The organism is Amycolatopsis sp. NPDC003865 (genome assembly GCF_053605345.1).
Genome location: NZ_JBSGJA010000022.1, coordinates 134,616 through 151,883, shown reverse-complemented (window position 1 = coordinate 151,883; position 17,268 = coordinate 134,616). Strand labels below are relative to the sequence as shown.

At 72.1% G+C, this 17,268-nt stretch carries 15 protein-coding genes; 6 read left to right on the top strand and 9 right to left on the bottom strand.

Going from position 1 to position 17,268, the window contains the following annotated elements; translation table 11 throughout:
• Positions 1 to 3: 3 nt before the first annotated feature.
• The 4 genes from ACWEVP_RS39505 to ACWEVP_RS39490 are packed head-to-tail and all read right to left on the bottom strand — an operon-like array spanning position 4 to position 4,547.
• Positions 4 to 843 carry an ABC transporter permease gene (locus tag ACWEVP_RS39505; protein WP_452067684.1) on the bottom strand — a complete coding sequence of 280 codons (840 nt, stop codon included), beginning with the start codon at positions 841 to 843 and terminating at the stop codon, positions 4 to 6.
• Between the two features lies 1 nt (position 844).
• Positions 845 to 2,047 (bottom strand): ABC transporter substrate-binding protein, encoded by a 1,203-nt coding sequence (locus ACWEVP_RS39500; RefSeq protein WP_452067683.1) that lies wholly within the window; start codon positions 2,045 to 2,047, stop codon positions 845 to 847.
• A 17-nt stretch (positions 2,048 to 2,064) separates the two neighbouring features.
• Entirely contained in the window at positions 2,065 to 3,126 is a 1,062-nt protein-coding gene (locus ACWEVP_RS39495) for an ABC transporter ATP-binding protein (protein ID WP_452067682.1), read from the bottom strand.
• Positions 3,126 to 4,547, bottom strand: coding sequence for a gamma-aminobutyraldehyde dehydrogenase (locus ACWEVP_RS39490; protein ID WP_452067681.1), 1,422 nt, complete (start codon positions 4,545 to 4,547; stop codon positions 3,126 to 3,128). Before ACWEVP_RS39490 ends, ACWEVP_RS39495 begins: the two co-directional genes overlap by 1 nt.
• A gap of 111 nt (positions 4,548 to 4,658) precedes the next feature.
• Here ACWEVP_RS39490 and ACWEVP_RS39485 point away from each other — a divergent pair, with 111 nt between their 5' ends.
• Positions 4,659 to 5,393, top strand: coding sequence for a FadR/GntR family transcriptional regulator (locus tag ACWEVP_RS39485; RefSeq protein ID WP_452067680.1), 735 nt, complete (start codon positions 4,659 to 4,661; stop codon positions 5,391 to 5,393).
• A gap of 34 nt (positions 5,394 to 5,427) precedes the next feature.
• Positions 5,428 to 6,135, top strand: a complete 708-nt coding sequence (locus ACWEVP_RS39480; protein WP_452067679.1) for a cache domain-containing protein — start codon at positions 5,428 to 5,430, stop codon at positions 6,133 to 6,135.
• 14 nt (positions 6,136 to 6,149) lie between these two features.
• On the opposite strand, the gene ACWEVP_RS39475 is transcribed toward ACWEVP_RS39480, so the two are convergent.
• Positions 6,150 to 7,589 (bottom strand): PucR family transcriptional regulator, encoded by a 1,440-nt coding sequence (locus ACWEVP_RS39475; protein ID WP_452067678.1) that lies wholly within the window; start codon positions 7,587 to 7,589, stop codon positions 6,150 to 6,152.
• Positions 7,590 to 7,690: 101 nt separating this feature from the next.
• On the opposite strand from ACWEVP_RS39475, the gene gabT reads away from it, so the two are divergent.
• Genes gabT through ACWEVP_RS39460 form a run of 3 tightly spaced genes read left to right on the top strand, consistent with a single transcriptional unit; the run spans position 7,691 to position 10,816 of the window.
• Positions 7,691 to 9,046: a 4-aminobutyrate--2-oxoglutarate transaminase gene (gene gabT, locus ACWEVP_RS39470; RefSeq protein WP_452067677.1), complete on the top strand. Its 1,356-nt coding sequence runs from the start codon at positions 7,691 to 7,693 to the stop codon at positions 9,044 to 9,046.
• Complete coding sequence (locus ACWEVP_RS39465; RefSeq protein WP_452067676.1) at positions 9,043 to 10,470, top strand: aldehyde dehydrogenase family protein; 1,428 nt, start codon at positions 9,043 to 9,045, stop codon at positions 10,468 to 10,470. The genes gabT and ACWEVP_RS39465 overlap by 4 nt, the downstream gene beginning before the upstream one ends.
• Positions 10,471 to 10,525: 55 nt before the next feature.
• On the top strand, positions 10,526 to 10,816 hold the full coding sequence (locus ACWEVP_RS39460) for a hypothetical protein (protein WP_452067675.1): 291 nt from the start codon (positions 10,526 to 10,528) through the stop codon (positions 10,814 to 10,816).
• Here ACWEVP_RS39460 and ACWEVP_RS39455 read toward each other — a convergent pair.
• Positions 10,791 to 11,561, bottom strand: a complete 771-nt coding sequence (locus ACWEVP_RS39455; protein WP_452067674.1) for a helical backbone metal receptor — start codon at positions 11,559 to 11,561, stop codon at positions 10,791 to 10,793. The genes ACWEVP_RS39460 and ACWEVP_RS39455 overlap by 26 nt on opposite strands.
• The gene (locus ACWEVP_RS39450) at positions 11,558 to 12,958 is read right to left on the bottom strand and encodes an RNB domain-containing ribonuclease (RefSeq protein ID WP_452067673.1); all 1,401 of its coding nucleotides are present in this window, start codon (positions 12,956 to 12,958) and stop codon (positions 11,558 to 11,560) included. The genes ACWEVP_RS39455 and ACWEVP_RS39450 overlap by 4 nt, the downstream gene beginning before the upstream one ends.
• A 126-nt stretch (positions 12,959 to 13,084) precedes the next feature.
• Between ACWEVP_RS39450 and ACWEVP_RS39445 the strand changes: the two genes are divergently transcribed.
• Positions 13,085 to 14,029, top strand: coding sequence for an ATP-binding protein (locus ACWEVP_RS39445; RefSeq protein WP_452067672.1), 945 nt, complete (start codon positions 13,085 to 13,087; stop codon positions 14,027 to 14,029).
• Here the strand turns inward: ACWEVP_RS39445 and ACWEVP_RS39440 are convergent.
• Together ACWEVP_RS39440 and ACWEVP_RS39435 are read right to left on the bottom strand one after the other, a co-directional pair.
• The gene (locus ACWEVP_RS39440; protein WP_452067671.1) at positions 14,026 to 14,223 is read right to left on the bottom strand and encodes a hypothetical protein; all 198 of its coding nucleotides are present in this window, start codon (positions 14,221 to 14,223) and stop codon (positions 14,026 to 14,028) included. The genes ACWEVP_RS39445 and ACWEVP_RS39440 overlap by 4 nt on opposite strands.
• Positions 14,224 to 14,254: 31 nt before the next feature.
• Positions 14,255 to 17,257, bottom strand: coding sequence for a hypothetical protein (locus ACWEVP_RS39435; RefSeq protein WP_452067670.1), 3,003 nt, complete (start codon positions 17,255 to 17,257; stop codon positions 14,255 to 14,257).
• Between the last annotated feature and the right edge of the window lie 11 nt (positions 17,258 to 17,268).

The following is a 17,268-nucleotide window of genomic DNA, read 5'->3' as shown; positions in this document are numbered from 1 at the left end:
CTCCTAGAGGTTGTCGAGCGCGCCGGTGCGGCGCACCGCGGCCAAGTACGCCAGCATGATCACGACCGGGACCGTCGCGACCGTCGCCGCGAACGGGAGGTTGTTGGCCGCGCCGATGTTGTCGTAGACGACGTTGCCGAGCATCTGGGACGTGCCGCCGACGATCTTCACCGCGATGTAGTCGCCCAGGGACAGCGAGAACGTGAAGATCGAGCCGGCCACGATCGCCGGGAACGTCAGCGGCAGGATCACCGACCGGAACGTGCGGAACGAGCGGGCCCCCAGGTCGCCGGAAGCGTCCACCAGGGAATCGGGCAGGCGGTCGAGGCCCGCGTAGATCGGCAGGATCATGTACGGCAGCCACAGGTACGACAGCGTCATGATCGTCGCCGTGACGCCGTAACCGGGCGAGATCGAGCTCAGGGCGCCGTTGCCGGACAGCATCGACCGCCACGCGTACGCCTTCACGAGGTAGCTGGCCCACAACGGGGTCATGATCACGATCACGAGGATCCGTTGCGCCCGTGGCGAAGCGAGCTTGGCCATCGCGTACGCCATCGGGAACGCGACGACCGCGTCGATCACCGTGACCAGCGCCGCGATCCCGACCGTGCGGAAGGTGATCGTGCGGTACACCGCGTCGGTGAACAGCGTCTTGAAGTTGTCCAGTGACCACTCGATGACGACCTGGCCGGTGAACGCGTCGGTGTGCCAGAACGCCGTGACGAACAGCGCGGCGAGCGCGCCCAGGTAGGCCAGGCCGAGCCAGAGCAGCGGGGCCGAGAGCAGGAAGCCCAAGCGCAGCTTGGGCTTCCTGTAGAAGAAAGCCGACAAGGCGGTCATGTCAGCCCTTGATCTCGGTCCAGGCCTTGGTCCACTCGCCGTAGTCCTTGCACTTGACGTCCGTGCGGCCGTCGAGGCACTGCTGGATCGGCGTGGTCCAGTACGCGATCTTCGCCGCGTACCCGGCGTCGTTGGCGTGGTAGGCGTCGCAGAGGGTCTTGTCGGTCATCTCCGCGCACGCCTTCGGGTTCGCCGGCGCTTCGCCGAAGTACTCGGCGACCTGGGCGTTGACCTTCGGGCTGATGATGTAGTCGAGCCACTTGTACGCGCACGTCTTGTGCGGCGACTTCGCCGCGACCATCCACGTGTCGGACCACCCAGTCGCGCCCTCGCTCGGCACGGCCGCCTCCAGCGGCGCGCCCTCGCCCTTGGTGAGGTTGACCGTGACCTGCCAGGCCGTCCCGACGACGGCGTCGGCGTTCTTCAGCGCCTGCGACTCCTTGAGGTAGTCCGACCAGTACTCGCTGACCAGCGGCCGCTGCTGCTTGAGTAGGTTCACCGCGGCGGTGAACTGCTTGTCGTCGAGGGCGTACGGGTTCTTGATGCCCAGGTCGGGCTGGTGCGCCTGCAGGTACAGCGCGGCGTCGGCGATGTAGATCGGCGAGTCGTAGGCGATCACCTTGCCCTTGTAGGGCGAGTTCGCGTCGAACATCACCGACCACGACGCCGGCGCCGGCGTCACCTTGTCGGTGCGCCAGGTCAGCAGGTTCGCGCCCCAGCCGTGCGGGATGCCGTAGGAGACGCCGCCGACGCTGTTCCAGGACTTGTCCTTGAGGAACGGCTGGACGTCGGCGTAGTTCGGGACGAGCGCGGTGTTCACCGGCTCGGCGTCGCCGGAGGCGACGAGCCGCAGCGACGCGTCGCCCGAGGCGGACACGACGTCGTACTGGCCGGTCTTCATCAGCGTCACGGCCTCGTCGGACGTGCCGAACGGCTTGACGTTCACCTTGCAGCCGGTCTGCTGCTCGAACGGCGTGACCCAGTTGACCTTCGGGTCGTTGGAGCCGTTCTCCGCGTAGCCCGGCCAGGCCAGCACGTTCAGCTGCCCTTCCGGTTGGCCGAGCGCCTTGAGCGCCTCCAGCTTCGGCGGCGTGAACCCCTGCGCGCCGGGCGGCGCGGCGGAGTTCGTGCCCGACGTGCCACATGCAGCCAACAGCAGGCTGGCGCCGAGGAGCCCGGCAAGCCGCGTCTTCCTGTTCTTCATGGCAACCCTTCTGGGAACTACTGGACCGGGAAACTGTGTTCGTTCCGCCAGCTCAGCCGGACTCTCCCGGCCGCGAAGGCACCCTCGGTGTTCTGCTGGACGACCGAGAGCTGCCCGCCGGCGTCGAGGGCGACCGAGTAGCGCACGGTCGCGCCCGCGTAGACGACGTCGGTGACCGTGCCGGTCGCGCTGGTGTCCCCCGCCGCGGCGGGTTCGGACAGCTCGCCGTCGATGCGGATCTTCTCCGGCCGGATGCTGAACAGGCCCGGCCGCCCGATCACGGACTCGGCACCGCGGCCGCCCAGCAGGTTGGACGTGCCGACGAACCCGGCGACGAACGCGCTGGCGGGGCGTTCGTAGACCTCTTCGGGCGGCCCAACCTGTTCGATCTTGCCGTCGTTGAACACCGCGATGCGGTCGCTCATGGTGAGGGCTTCGTCCTGGTCGTGGGTGACGAAGACGAACGTGATGCCGACGTCGCGCTGGATCTGCTTGAGCTCCAGCTGCATGGCCTGGCGCAGCTTGAGGTCGAGCGCGCCGAGCGGTTCGTCGAGCAGCAGCACCTTGGGCCGGTTGACCAGCGCGCGGGCGAGCGCGACGCGCTGGCGCTGGCCGCCGGACAGGTGCGCGGGCTTGCGCGAGCCGTAGTCGTCCAGCCGCACCGTCTTCAGCGCTTCGAGCGCGCGTTCCCGGCGTTGCTGCTTCGGGACGCGTTTGACGCGCAGGCCGTACTCGACGTTCTGCTGCACGGTCATGTGCGGGAACAGCGCGTAGTCCTGGAACACCGTGTTGACGTCACGCTCGAACGGCGCCAGGCGGCTCACGTCCCGCCCCTCCAGCTCGATCGTGCCCTCGGTGGGCAGCTCGAAGCCGGCGATCATGCGCAGCACGGTCGTCTTGCCCGAGCCGGACGGGCCGAGCATGGAGAAGAACTCGCCGGGCGGGATGTCGAGGTCGACGCCGTCGACCGCGCGGACGTCGCCGAAGTGCTTGCGCAGCACGGAAAGCCGGATCGCCGGGCGCGTGCTCTCCGGCGCCGCGGGCTCTTCCCGCGTCTCGGTGGGTGCCTGGTTCGGCATCACAGTGCGCTCATCACGTGCTTGACGCGGGTGTAGTCCTCGAGGCCGTACAGCGAGAGGTCCTTGCCGTAGCCGGACTTCTTGAACCCGCCGTGCGGCATCTCGGCCACCAGGGGGATGTGGGTGTTGATCCAGACGCAGCCGAAGTCGAGCTTCGCGGCCAGGCGCATCGCGCGCTGGTGGTCGCGGGTCCAGACCGAGGACGCGAGGCCGTACTGCACGGCGTTCGCCGCCTTGAGCGCCTCGGCCTCGTCGGCGAACCGCTGGACGGTGATGACCGGGCCGAAGATCTCGTGCTGGCTCAGCTCGTCGTCCTGCTTGAGCCCGGAGACGACGGTGGCCTCGTAGAAGTAGCCCTCGTCCCCGGCGCGGTGCCCTCCACAGTGGACGGTCGCGTGGCCCGGCAGCCGGTCGATGAACCCGGAGACCTTGTCCAGCTGGGCCGCGTTGTTGAGCGGGCCGTAGGCGACGTCTTCGTCGTCGGGCTTGCCGGTCTTGGTGTTCTCGGCCTGCCGGGACAGCGCCGCGACGAACGTGTCGTGGACTTCGTCGGCGACGAGCACGCGGGTGGCGGCGGTGCAGTCCTGACCGGCGTTGAAGTAGCCCGCGACGGCGATGGCCTCGGCGGCGGCTTCGAGGTCGGCGTCGGCGAAGACGATGACCGGCGCCTTGCCGCCGAGCTCGAGGTGCACGCGCTTGACGTCGTTGGCCGCGCTGCGGGCGACTTCGATGCCCGCCCGGACCGAGCCGGTGATCGACACCATCGCCGGGATGTCGTGTTCGACCAGCGCGCGGCCGGTGTCGCGGTCGCCGCAGACGACGTTGAACACGCCCGGCGGGAAGAACTCGCCGGCGATCTCGGCGAGCAGCAGCGTCGACGCGGGGGTCGTGTCCGAGGGCTTGAGCACGACCGTGTTGCCGGCGGCGAGGGCGGGCGCGATCTTCCAGATGGCCATCAGCAGCGGGTAGTTCCACGGCGTGACCTGGGCGCAGACGCCGACGGGCTCGCGGCGGACGAACGACGTGTGGCCCTCCAGGTACTCGCCCGCTGACCGGCCTTCGAGCACGCGCGCGGCCCCGGCGAAGAACCGGACCTGGTCGAGGACCATCGGGATCTCTTCGGCCATGGTCAGCGCGATCGGCTTGCCGGTGTTCGCGGACTCGACGGCCACGACCTCCTCGGCGCGGGCTTCGAGGGCGTCGGCGAGCTTGAGCAGGGCGAGCTGGCGCTGGGCGGGCGTCGTCGTGCGCCAGCTCTCGAACGCGGTCGCGGCGACCTGCAGCGCGTTGTCGACGTCCTCGGGCCCGGCGATCGGCGCCGTGCAGTAGGGGCGCCCGGTGACCGGGTCGATGATCTCCGCCGTGCGGCCCGACTTGGACTCGACGTACGCGCCGCCGACGTAGTGCTTCAGCTCTTGCACGGTGACTCCTCGGTGCGATCGAGGCTAAAACATATAAGTCCATATGTAATAGGACAAGCGGATCAGGCAAGATTGGTGCGAACGGGTTGCCGTCGGAAGCGAAGGGTCACGATGCGCAAGGGCATGTCGCACAGCGCGCGATCCGCCATGTTCGCGCCGCTCGGCCAGGTCGGCCGGGCGGAGGCGGTGGCGGCGCGGCTGGCCGACGCCATCACGCTCGGCCTGCTCGCCGACCGGGAGCAACTGCCGAGCGAAGCCGACTTGAGCGCGCAGTTCGGCGTCTCGACCGTGACCGTCCGGGAAGCGCTCGTGGCGCTGCGGCAGCAGGGGCTGGTCGAGACGCGACGGGGGCGCAGCGGCGGCAGCTTCGTCCGCGCGCCGGCCAACCCGCCGCCGGACGCGTGGCGCTCGCGGTTGCGCGAGGTGTCCTTGTCGGACCTGCGCGACGTCGGCGACCACTACCTGGCGATCGCCGGGGCCGCCGCCAAGCTGGCGGCCGAACGCAGCTCGCCCGAGGACATCGCGCGGCTGCGGCTGGCGGCCGACGACCTCCGCACCGCGCACGGCATCGACTTCACCCGGGCGGAGCGGCAGTTCCACCTGGAGGTCGCGGCGGCCGCGCAGTCGCCGCGGCTGACCCACGAGGAGCTGCAGCTGCAGACCGAGCGCGGCGGGCTGCTGTGGCTGCCGCTCGACCCGGGGTCGCCCGCCTGCGAGGAGCACGCGGCCATCACGACGGCGATCGCGGCCGCGGACGGCGAGCTGGCCCGCAAGCTCACCGAGGAGCACATCCTGGGCGCGCTCGACCGGCTCGCGGACGTGCACCTGAACTTGCTCACCCCGTAAACTCCGCTTCACTCCGCGCATCGAGGTGAGCACCGTGAACGACACCCGCACGCTGGCAGGCGACGAGGTCGTCGAGCAGGTTTCGGCGCTGGTGGAAGGGGTCTTCGAACGCCTGAAGCCCGTGCTGGCGGCGGCCGAGTCGGTGCTGGCCGAGGCCCCGTCCGCGGTGGCGTTGCACCGGATCCGCCCGCAGGTCATCGAGGCACTGGGCGGCTTGGTCGTCGGCGCGGGCTTCGTCAGCGCCCCGCGCGTGCTGGCCGATTCCGAGCTCGGCTTCGAATGGTGGACGGCCGGTTCTCCCCCGTCCCAGCTGTTCATCAGCCTGGACCCGGGCAGCGAGAACTTCCTGGACTACACGCGCCAATCGTGGTTCACGGTCCCCCGCGACACCGGGCGGCGGCACATCAACGGCCCGTACGTCGATTACCTGTGCACCGACGAGTACACGCTGACGTTCACGATCCCCGTTCTTCGCGAGGGTTCCTTCGCCGGAGTCGTGGGCGCGGACGTGTTCGTGCGCGAGTTCGAGCGCGCGGTGCGTCCCCGGTTGCGCTCGCTGGGCCGCGGGGCGGCGTTGCTGAACGCGCAGGGGCGGGTGATCGTGTCCAACAGCGTGCGCCAGCCGACGGGGTCGCTGGTGCGCGAGGCCGGCGTCCCGGCTTGGTGGTCGGCGGGCGCGGAACCGGGATCGGAGCTGCGCCGCTGCGGTGACTCGCCGATCGTGCTGGTGACCGGCGGCTGAGGCCCCGGAGTTGCTCAAGCCTGCAGCGCCACCCAGAGCTCCGCCCGCACGCCCGGCGAGTCCAGGTCCCGGCCCAGCAGTTCCGCCGCCTTCCGGATCCGGTTCCGCAGCGTGTGCCGGTGCACGCCCAGCCGCGCGGCCGCCACATCCCAGTGCCCGTGGTGCTCCAGCCAGCAGCGCAGCGAGGTCTCCAGGTCGCCGCGGCCCGTCTCGTCGTGGTCTCGCAACGGCGTGAGCAAGCCGCGCGCGAACGCTTGCGCCACCGTCGGTTCGATCAGGGACAGCAGGCCCCGGCCGGTGTGCTCGGCCGCCGACACCAGGACCTTGCCCTCCGCCTCAGCGACCCGGCACGCCAGTTCCGCCTGCTCCAGCCCAGCGGCGAAGTCCGTTGTGGACACGGGGCCGGCCACTCCCCCGTGCAGGCCGCCGATCCGCAGGGCCGCGTCCGTCACGGCGTCGGCGGAGCCGAGCGCGACCACCGACGAGCCGTGCCGCGCGGCGAACACCGGCTCGTTCTCCAGCGCGCCGAGCAGCTTGCGCCGCGCGGCGGGCGCGCCCGCGAACACCAGCACCGACCACGGCGCGGCCGGCGCCTCGGCTCCGGACGCGGCGAGCACCCGCAGGGCCAGCTCGGCCTGGCCGGCCACCAGCAACTCGAGCAGCCCGGTCCGCAACGCCTCCCGCGCCGCCGCCTGTGCGCGATCCTGTTCCAGCGCCAGGGAAAGCACCGACACCGCCGTGTTGACGATGTGCCGCCCCGCCGTGTCCAGGGCCGCCCCGACGGCGAGCACCCGGCGGGCGCTGGTGTCGAGGGTCTGCAGCACGACTTCCTGCCCGTCGAGCACGACGACCCGAGTACCCGTGCGAAGCCGCTCCAGCTCTTCGCGCAGCGACGCGCCATACCCGCGCGCACTCGCCGGAGCTGCTTCGGACACGGTTGTCCGGTCGAAGAGGAGCACCCAGCCGTCGACGAGCTTCGCCAGCTTCCGCAGCACCCCCGCCGGGCCGCCCTTGCCGACCGCCGTGCGGGTCAGCTCCTGCTGGGCCTTGCCGATCCGGACCGTCGTCGCGTACTCGTCGGCCGCCACCGCCCGCGAGACCGCGCGGGTGATCGCGATGAACGGCGTCTCGCGCGGCACCTCCAGCACCGGCAGACCCACGTCGGCCGCCGTCTCCACCAGCGAACGGGGCACCGATTCGTGGCTCAGCCCGACACCGAACCCGAGGCCCGCGACGCCCGCCTCGACCAGCCGGCGCACGTAGGCGGGCGCCGTCTCCTCGTCCAGCGCCAGGCCGGTCGTGAGCAGCAGCTCGCCGCCTTCGAGGAACGCCTGCGGGTCGGTCAGCTCCGTCGGGTGGACCCAGCCGATCGGGCGGTCCAGGAGGTCGTCGCCGGTCAGCACCCGCAGCCCGAGCGGGCGGTCGGCGGCCAGTCCGGCCAGCGTGAGTGCCATAACGGCCAATCATACGCGTGGAAATAGCCGGAACGTCCAGCTGACGACCGTCCGGTAACCGCTCATCCTGAGGACGTCCACCGACTTCCCAGGAGCACGCCGTGACCGCAAGCACCACCGCCGAGCCGCAGGCCCCGGCGCCCCGGCAGCGCAGGCTGCGCACCGAGATCCCCGGCCCCGCCTCGCGCGAGCTGCAGGAGCGCCGCGCGAACTCCGTCGCCGCCGGGGTCAGCTCCGTGCTGCCCGTCTACGTCACCTCCGCCAGCGGCGGCCTGCTCACCGACGCCGACGGCAACGTCCTGATCGACTTCGGCTCCGGCATCGCCGTGACCAACGTCGGCCACTCCGCGCCGGCCGTCGTCGACCGCGTCCGCAAGCAGGCGTGCTGGTTCACCCACACCTGTTTCATGGTCACGCCGTACGAGGGGTACGTCGAGGTCTGCGAAGCGCTCGCCGAGCTGACGCCGGGCGACCACGCGAAGAAGTCCGTCCTGTTCAACTCCGGCGCCGAAGCCGTCGAGAACGCCGTGAAGATCGCGCGCACGGCGACCGGGCGCCAGGCCGTCGTCGTCTTCGACCACGCCTACCACGGCCGCACCAACCTGACGATGGGCATGACCGCGAAGTCCGTGCCCTACAAGCACGGCTTCGGCCCGTTCGCGCCCGAGGTCTACCGCGTGCCGGGCTCCTACCCCTACCGCGACGGCCTGTCCGGCCCCGAAGCCGCCGCGCTGGCCATCGACCGGATCGAGAAGCAGATCGGCGGCGACCAGGTGGCCGCCGTCGTCCTCGAACCGATCCAGGGCGAGGGCGGGTTCATCGAGCCCGCCCGCGGCTTCCTGCCGGCGATTTCGTCCTGGTGCCGCGAAAACGGCGTCGTGTTCGTCGCCGACGAGGTCCAGACGGGCTTCTGCCGCACCGGTTCCTGGTTCGCGTCCACCGACGAGGACGTCGTCCCGGACCTCATCGCCACGGCGAAGGGCATCGCGGGCGGCCTGCCGCTGTCGGCGGTCACCGGCCGCGCGGAACTCCTCGACGCCGTCGGGCCGGGCGGGCTCGGCGGCACCTACGGCGGCAACCCGATCGCGTGCGCCGCCGCCCTCGGCTCGATCGAGACGATGAAGTCCGAGAACCTCGCCGAGTCGGCCAAGCGCATCGAAGGTGTCGTGCTGCCTCGGTTGCGCGCGCTGGCCGACGAGACCGGCGTGATCGGCGACGTCCGCGGGCGCGGCGCGATGCTGGCCGCGGAGTTCGTGAAGCCCGGCACCGGCGAACCCGACGCCGACCTGACCAAGCGCGTCGCGGCGGCCTGTCACCGGGCCGGCGTCGTCGTGCTGACCTGCGGCACCTACGGCAACGTCGTCCGGCTGCTGCCGCCCCTGTCCCTGGCCGACGACCTGCTCGACGAGGGCCTCTCGGTCCTCGAACACGCTGTCCGCACGGAGGCTCGCGCATGACTTTCCCCTTCTGGGTCGCCGGAAAGCCGGTGACCGGCGGTGCGACCGCCGACGTCCGCCACTCCTTCGACGGTTCGGCGGCCGGGTCGCACTTCGTGCCTTCGGCCGACGACGTCGAAGCCGCGGTGCGGGCGGCGCACGACGTCGCCGTCGAATTCGCGGCACTGCCCGCGCACGTCCGCGCCGGCGCGCTGGACCACGTGTCCCGGGCGTTGGGCGAACGGTCCGAAGAGATCGCGGCCCTGATCACCGCCGAGTCCGGCAAGCCGCTGAAGTGGGCGCGCGGCGAGGTCGGGCGCGCGGTGTCGACGTTCCGCTGGGCCGCCGAAGAAGCGCGCCGCTTCTCGGGCGAACTGCAGCGCCTCGACACCGACCCGGGCGGCACCGGACGGCTCGCCCTGGTCCGGCGCGTGCCGCGCGGGCCGGTGCTGGGCATCACGCCGTTCAACTTCCCGCTGAACCTGGTGGCGCACAAGGTGGCGCCCGCGATCGCGGTGGGCGCGCCGATCGTGCTGAAGCCCGCGCCCGCGACGCCGCTGACGGCGCTGCTGCTGGGCGAAATCCTCGCCGAGACGGACCTTCCGGCGGGCTCGTGGTCGATCCTGCCGGTGGACAACGAGACGTCGTCGCGGCTGGTCGAAGACCCGCGGCTGCCGGTGGTGTCGTTCACCGGCTCGGTCCCGGTCGGCTGGGCGATCCGCGACCGCGTCCCGCGCAAGCACGTGGCGCTGGAGCTGGGCGGCAACGGCGCGGTGCTCGTCTGTCCGGATTGGCCGGATCTCGACTTCGCGGCGCAGCGGATCGCGACGTTCGCGATGTACCAGGCCGGGCAGTCGTGCATTTCGGTGCAGCGGGTCTACGTGCACTCTTCCGTTTACGACGCTTTGGCTGCCAAGGTCGTCGAGCAGGTCCAGGCGCTGCGCACGGGCGACCCGCGCGCGGACGGCGTCGACGTCGGGCCGCTGATCAACGAGGCCGCGGCTTCCCGGGTTTCGTCGTGGGTGTCCGACGCGGTGTCTTCGGGAGCGCGCTTGCTGACCGGCGGCGGCCGCTCGGGGGCGACGGTGGAGCCGACGGTGCTGGCGGACGTCCCGGAGGACGCGTCGGTGATGGCCGAAGAGGTGTTCGGGCCGGTGGTTTCGCTGGTCCGGGTGTCCTCGGTGGCCGAGGGCGTCGAGCGGATCAACGCCTCCCGGTTCGGGCTGCAGGCGGGCGTCTTCACGCGCGACCTGCCGACGGCGTTCGAGGTGTCGGCGGCGCTTCGCGTGGGCGGCGTGCTCGTCGGGGACGTGCCGAGCTTCCGCGCCGATCAGATGCCGTACGGCGGGGTGAAGGACTCCGGCGTGGGTCGCGAGGGCCCGGCGTCGGCGATGGCGGACTTCACCGAGGAGCGCGTCACCGTTCTGACGGGATTGACGCTGTAAACCGCTCGCTCCGCGTCCGGCCCGAGCGTAGTTTCGGGCCGGACAAGGAGGGCGCATGACGCTGTCTCGCAAGGGTTCGCGGCTCATCACCGTCGACGGCGCCGAGTACCGGTGGACGGTCCGCCGCAAGCCGACCTATTCGCAGGGGCTCGGCGCCACCATGACCTTCGCCGTCGAACCCGCCGAGCACCCCGGTGCCACCCTTGTCGTGGACACCGGCCGGCCGCGGCCCGACAACTGGCTCCACCTCCCGGCCGAGCCCGTTCACCCGGCCGAAGTCGCCGAAGCCGTCCGCATGGCGCTCGCCCGGGGGTTCGGCTTCAGAGCCCGGCCAGCACGGCCGTGAGAGCCTCGTGCGCCTCGACGAGTGAAGGTCCGTACCAGGTGAGGTGGCGGCCCGAGACCAGGACGTACCGCGCGTCCGGGAAGTGGTCCGGGCCGTCCTCCTCGGTGAACAGGTAGGGCTCGTCCGGCAGCACCAGCAGGTCCGCGTCGGCCGCGAAGTGCGCGCGCAGCTCCTCGATCTCCGGCCGCGGATAGCGCTCCTCCGCCCCCGCGTACACGTTCGCCACGCCCACGCGGCGCAGGACGTCGCCGCCGAAGGTGTCGCGGCCCAGGACGATCCACGGCTTGCGCCACACCGGGACCACCGCGTGGAACCGCACCGGCCGGACTTCGCGCCAGGCCTCCTCCGCCGCGACCAGCCACTCCGGCTCATCCAGCTCGTAGGCCTGCGTGAGGATCCGCCGCAGCGAGCCCAGCGCGGCCGGCACCGACGCCGCCGCGGCCATCACCCACACCGGGATCCCGTTGGCGCGCAGGCGTTCCACGTCCTCCTGGCGGTTCTCCTCCGAGTTGGCCAGCACGAGGTCGGGCGCGAGGTCCAGCACCCGGTCCAGCTTCGGGTACTTCGACCCGCCCACCCGCGGGACGTCCAAAGCAGCCGGATGGGTGCAGTAGTCCGTCGCGCCGGCCAGCCGGCCGGGCGCGCTCAGCTCGACCGCTTCGGTCAGCGACGGCACGAGCGAAACCACGCGCGAAGCCGGGCCACCCAGCGGCACCGGCTCCCCGAGATCGTCGACGAGGGTCATGCGCGTTCGAACGACACCTTCCGCTTCTCGACGTCCACCGCGGTCAGCCGGACGCCGATCCGCTCCCCCGCGGTCAGCTTCTCGCCCGCGCACTTGGCCATCACCGTCGGGTCCTCGACGAGGATCTCCGCCTTGTTTTCGTCCGCGCGCAGCACCACCGCGCTGAACTCGCCGCCGATGTGCTCGGCCAGCACCCACGCCTCGACCTGGTCGATGCACGCGCGCTCGACCTTCGCGGCGAGCGTGTCCGACGCCGTCATGCGGTCCGGGACGTCCGCGAGCGCCGCCCGCACCCACTCCGGCACCTCGCGCCCGGCCGAGACGGCGAGGCAGATCTCCGTCGCGAACCGGTCGACCAGCCGCCGGATGGGCGCCGTCACGTGCGCGTACGCGCCGCCGATCCCCGCGTGCGTGGTCAACGCCGGCAGCTCGCCGTCGAACGCCGTGTAGCCCGCGCCGCGCAGCAGCCGCGTCGTGTCGGCGTAGAGCGCCATCGACGCCGGCTGGCCCGGGTCCAGCCGGGACAGGAACTCCGAGACGGTCGTCTCCGGCGCCCACGCGATGCCCAGCGCGTCGGCGGAGCGGCGCAGCCAGTCGACGGCCTCGGGTTCCGGGTCGGGCAGGGTGCGCAGGACACCGACCCGCGCGTCGATCATGATCCGCGCCGCGGCCATGCCGGTGAGCAGCGAGATCTCGGCGTTCCACGCGTCGACGACGGTGCGCGGCCGGCGCGCGAGCACCCACCCGCCGTCCGGGTCGCCGCTGATCTCCTGCTCCGGCAGCTGCAGTTCGACGGCGCCGCGCCGGACGGCCAGCTCGCGGCGCCGCCGGCCCAGCTCGGGCAGCGCGGCCACCGACGGGTGCGGGTTCCCGGCGTCGAGCGCGGCCTGGACCGTCTCGTAGTCGAACTGCTCGGTGGACCGGACCAGCGCGCGGCGCACGCGGGTGGCGGTCGGCTCGCCCGCTTCGTCGGTCTCGATGGTCCAGAGCACCGCGGGCCGGATTTCGCCCGGCAGCAGGCTCGCGGCGCCCTCGGACAGGACCGGCGGGTGCAGCGGGACGTTGCCGTCCGGCAGGTAGAGCGTCTGGCCGCGCAGGCGCGACTCGCGGTCGAGCGCGCCGCCGGGCGGGACGAACGAGGCGAGGTCGGCGATCGCGTAGTGCACGCGGAAGCCGTGCGCGGTCTTCTCGACGACCATCGCCTGGTCGAGATCCTTGGCGCCGGGCGGGTCGATGGTGACGAACGGCAGGTCCGTCGCGTCCTCGCGGCGCTCGGCCAGCGGGTCGAGGACCGCCGCCTCCGCCTCGGCCAGCACGTCGGGCCCGAACGACTCCGGCAGCGAGAACTCGGCGCGCAGCGGACCGAAGTCCCCGCCCGCCGAGTGTGTCCTGATCACCAGGGGAGGCACCCCCCAACCCTAACCCCGGAAGGGGCCGATGATCGCCCGATCGGGCGCGGGCCGGTCGGGTGTACGTTGACACTCAATAATGAAAACCGTCTTCATTCTCAGGAAGGGCTTCCCGTGAAGATCGCGTTCGTCGGCAAGGGCGGCAGCGGCAAGACCACGTTGTCGTCGCTGTTCGTCGCGTACCTCGCCGATGCCGGCCGTCCGGTGCTGGCGATCGACGCCGACATCAACCAGCACCTCGCGGTGGCGCTCGGCGCGACCGAGGAGGAAGCGCTCGCCTGGCCGACACTCGGCGACAACATGGCGCTGATCAAGGACTACCTGCGCGGCGACAACCCGCGGATCCCGGACGCGGCGTCGATGATCAAGACGACGCCGCCGGGGCGCGGGTCACGGCTGGTCCGGCCGTTCGAGGACAACCCGGTGTCCGACGCGTGCTTCCGGCAGCTGGGCGGGGTCCGGCTCGGCGTCACCGGTCAGTTCGACGAGGACGACCTGGGCGTCAAGTGCTACCACTCGAAGGTGGGCGCGGCCGAGCTGCTGCTCAACCACATGGTGGACGTCGAGGACGAGTACGTCGTGATGGACATGACCGCGGGAGCGGACGCGTTCGCTTCGGGGCTGTTCACGCGGTTCGACGTGACGTTCCTGGTGTGCGAGCCGACGGTGCGCAGCGTGGGCGTGTACCGCCAGTACGCGGACTACGCGCGCGACTTCGGGGTGCGGCTGGTGGTGGTCGGCAACAAGGTGACCGACGCCGACGACGTCGAGTTCCTGCAGGACCAGGTGGGTGCGGCGCTGCTGGGCTGGCTGTCGGCGTCCGGGCACGTGCGCGCGGCGGAGCGCGGCACGGCCCGGCCGATCACCGAGCTCGAGCCGCGCAACCTCTCGACGCTGCGGTCGATGCACGCGACGGTCGACGCGGAGCAGCGCGACTGGGCGCGCTACCAGCGTCAGGCGGTGGAGTTCCACCTGCGCAACGCCCACGCCTGGGCGGGCGCGGACCTGGCCGCGCAGGTGGATCCGGAGTTCGTGCTGAGCCCGGGGCTGGCGGTCTAGTCGTCGTTCCAGGAGGCGTCGGCGGCGTCGGCCTGCCGGGTCCGTTCCTTGGCGATGTCGAGCGCCCGCCGGGCGGTGGCCTCGTCGGGGTAGGGGCCGAGCAGGTCGACGCTGCGGCTGCGTTCGAGGTGCTCGACCTGGTGGGTGCGGGTGTTGTAGTACCACCCCTGGTCCGGGTTCGGGTCGTTGGACATGAACCCAGGTTCGCACCCTCCGGCCGGATTTTCAGCGCTTGTACCGGTAGGGGATCTCGGTGGGTTGCCCGGTGGGGCCGAAGTCCTGCGGTTCTTCGGGTTCTTTCGGTTCGGAGAACTCGTCGAACCACCCACGCGGAGTGCCCCGCGGCGGGGTCGGGGGGTCTTGGCGCTCTTGAGAGTCTTTGGAGGGCTGCGGCAGCGGGGTGTCGGGCCCGGGGAAGACGGGGCGCGCGGTGGGCGGGGTGGGGGGCATGGTGCCGGGGCCGGGGAAGACCGGACGCGCCGGAGCGGCGTGGCGGGCCGGGAACGGCTGGGGCGTGGATTCGGGACCGGGGAAGACCGGTTTGGCGGGCCGTGCGGGAGTGGTTTGCCACGGCGGAGCAGCGGGCGGTTGCTGAGGCTGCCCACCGGGCGACTGGCGCGGGCCGGCGGACTCCTGCGGCTGAGGGGCTGGCTGTTGCGGGGCAGGCGGCGGGGAGGTCGAAGGCTGCTGAGGAGCGGCGGTCTCCTGCGGCTGAGCTGCCGGTTGCTGGGGCCCAGCGGGCAGCTGAGTCCCGACGGGCTGCTGCGGCTGCACCGGCCCACCAGACCCGGTGATCTCCTGCGACTGAGGGGCTGATTGCTGCGGCTCAGTCGGCAGCTGAATGCCGAAGGGCTGCTGGGAGGCCGAAGGCTGCTGAGGAGCGGCGGTCTCCGGCGGCTGAAGGGCTGATTGCTGCGACCCGGCGGCCGGCTGGTGCTGAGCCGCAGCGGGCGGTTGCTGCGATTGCGGCCCCGGCACGAAGGGCTGCGGCTGCACCGGCGAATGCGGCTGCGCCCGCACCACCGGCTCGACCGGCTGAGCCTGCACCGCCGGGTGCGGAACCTCAGCCGGCGACTCAACGGAACGTGGGTGCCCGGCCTCAGGCTGAGCAGGAGATTGCTGCCCAGCCGCCGCCGGCTGCGATTCAGCGGAAGGCTGTGGCCGCACGTCCGACTCGTCCGGCGAGCGCTCCTGCGCCGCGGCCTGCGGCTGCACGACCGACTCATGGGCCGGAGCCGGCGAACCAACAGACGGTTCCGACCGCGCCGCCGACTCGGCAGGCGATTGCAGCTCGCCCGGCTCCGACTGGACGGCAGGCTCCGGCCGCACTTCCGTCTCGGCAAGCGATTGCTGCTGGTCCCCAGCGTCCGGCGGCACCTCAACGTGCGGCGGCGGCTGGTCCCCGGCCTGCACTCCCGACCGCGACTCGACCGGCGGATGCGGCTGGTCCACGGCCGGCGCTTCAGACTCCGGCTGAGCCGCCGGCTCGGCAAGCGGTTGCTGCTGGTCCCCAGCTTCCGCCTGCGTCTGCGACTCGTCGGGCGACTGAGCCGCAGGCTCAACGACAGGTTGCCGCTGGTCCAGGGCGGCCGCTTGCGGCTCCGCCTCGACAGCCGACTGCGGCTCAACCAGCGCCGCTGCCTCGGATGGTGGCTGCCGCACTTCCACGGCCGCCGGCTCCGGCTCAACCAGCGCCGGTGCCTCGGGTGGCGATTGCGGCTCCGACTCGACAACCTGCTCCGGCTCAGCAGACGAAGGTCGCTGGTCCGCAACCCCCGGCTGCGGCTCGATCGGCCGCTCCCCCGCCCCAACGGGCGATTGCGGCTGAGCCACAACCGCCGACTGCGGCTCCGACTCGACCACCGCCTCCCGCCGGTCCGCGGCCTCCGGCTCAGCCGGCGATTCCGGCGGGGGCGCCGCCACCGACTGCGGCTGCGCCGCGACAGGCCGCTGCACCGCCGACTCAGCGAGCGGTTGCTGCTGCGCCCAAGCCGCCGGTTGCGGCTCCGACTCGACCACCGGTTGCCGCTGATCCGCAACCTCCGGCTGCGGCTCGATCGGCCGCTCCGCCGCCCCAGCGGGCGGTTGCGGCTGAGCCACGGTCGCCGACTGCGGCTCGACCGGTTCCCACCGGCCCGCAACCCCCGGCTGCGGCTCGATCGGCCGCTCCCCCGCCCCAACGGACGATTGCGGCTGAGCCACGGTCGCCGACTGCGGCTCCGACTCGGCCACCGCTTCCCGCTGGTCCGCAACCTCCGGCAACGGCTCCGGCTCAACAGGCTGCCGCACCTCCGGCTCAGCCGGCGATCCCGGCTGAGCCGCCGCCGACTGCGCCGCGACCGACCGCTGCACCGCCGCCCCAGCGAGCGGTTGCTGCTGCGCCACAACCGCCGACGGCGGCTCCACCTCAGCACCAGCCGACGACTGCCCACCGCTGGAAGCCGGCGGCTGCCCAGCACGAACCGGCGCGACGAAAGCCGCCTCGGGCGCCGGACCCGCCGATGAAGGTCCGCCAGTCCGCTGCTGCGCGTCGACAGAAGCCTGCGGAGCACTCGGCGCCGCATGACGAGGAGCCTGCTCGCCCGGACGCCCGGACCACCCCGCAGCACCCTGCCCCGGCAACTGCTGCTCAGGCGTCCCCGGGACCGACTGTGCCGGGGGCGGGTGCGGGACCGTCCGCCACACCGGCGCCGGCCCGATGTTCATCGGTGCCGGTACCTGGCTCGGCGGGGCCCCCGTCGGCGGCGCCGGGCGGGCGGCCGGCTTGGGAATCGGGTCCAGGCACGACACCAGCACCGAGGTGTTCTCCGGGTCCTCGACCTTCCGCCCGCTCCTCTCCCGGTAGACCATCTCGCCGTCGGCGTCCATCTCCACCAGGTAGCCCGCCTCCGCGAGCTGCTCCTCGTCGAGGTCCGCCAGCCTTTCGTACCGCGAGGGCACCACCCGGTAGATCGGCCAGGCCAGCGAAGCGTGCTCCGCGTGGAACTGCGCCAGCAACGCCGCCATCTGGTGCTGCCACGGCAGCGACATGCCCTCCGCCAGCGACCGGGGCAACACGACGTACCCCGGGTCCACGCCCGGGTAGCCCTGGCCCAGCTGGTCGGCCAGGGGCGTGCTGGACACGGGCCGCGCCGACTGCCTCGGCGGCTGGGGTGCGCCGAACAGCGCCGCCGGGTCCTGGGGCGAGCCCGTGCCGGGCTTGCCTCGTTTGCCGAATTTGCGTCCCACGTGCTCATCCT

Excerpts from the sequence above, each read along its gene's own strand:
- ACWEVP_RS39505 (WP_452067684.1), bottom strand. The coding sequence starts at position 843 with ATGACCGCCTTGTCGGCTTTCTTCTACAGGAAGCCCAAGCTGCGCTTG.
- ACWEVP_RS39500 (WP_452067683.1), bottom strand. The coding sequence starts at position 2,047 with ATGAAGAACAGGAAGACGCGGCTTGCCGGGCTCCTCGGCGCCAGCCTG.
- ACWEVP_RS39495 (WP_452067682.1), bottom strand. The coding sequence starts at position 3,126 with ATGCCGAACCAGGCACCCACCGAGACGCGGGAAGAGCCCGCGGCGCCG.
- ACWEVP_RS39485 (WP_452067680.1), top strand. The coding sequence starts at position 4,659 with ATGCGCAAGGGCATGTCGCACAGCGCGCGATCCGCCATGTTCGCGCCG.
- ACWEVP_RS39475 (WP_452067678.1), bottom strand. The coding sequence starts at position 7,589 with ATGGCACTCACGCTGGCCGGACTGGCCGCCGACCGCCCGCTCGGGCTG.
- ACWEVP_RS39465 (WP_452067676.1), top strand. The coding sequence starts at position 9,043 with ATGACTTTCCCCTTCTGGGTCGCCGGAAAGCCGGTGACCGGCGGTGCG.
- ACWEVP_RS39460 (WP_452067675.1), top strand. The coding sequence starts at position 10,526 with ATGACGCTGTCTCGCAAGGGTTCGCGGCTCATCACCGTCGACGGCGCC.
- ACWEVP_RS39455 (WP_452067674.1), bottom strand. The coding sequence starts at position 11,561 with ATGACCCTCGTCGACGATCTCGGGGAGCCGGTGCCGCTGGGTGGCCCG.
- ACWEVP_RS39440 (WP_452067671.1), bottom strand. The coding sequence starts at position 14,223 with ATGTCCAACGACCCGAACCCGGACCAGGGGTGGTACTACAACACCCGC.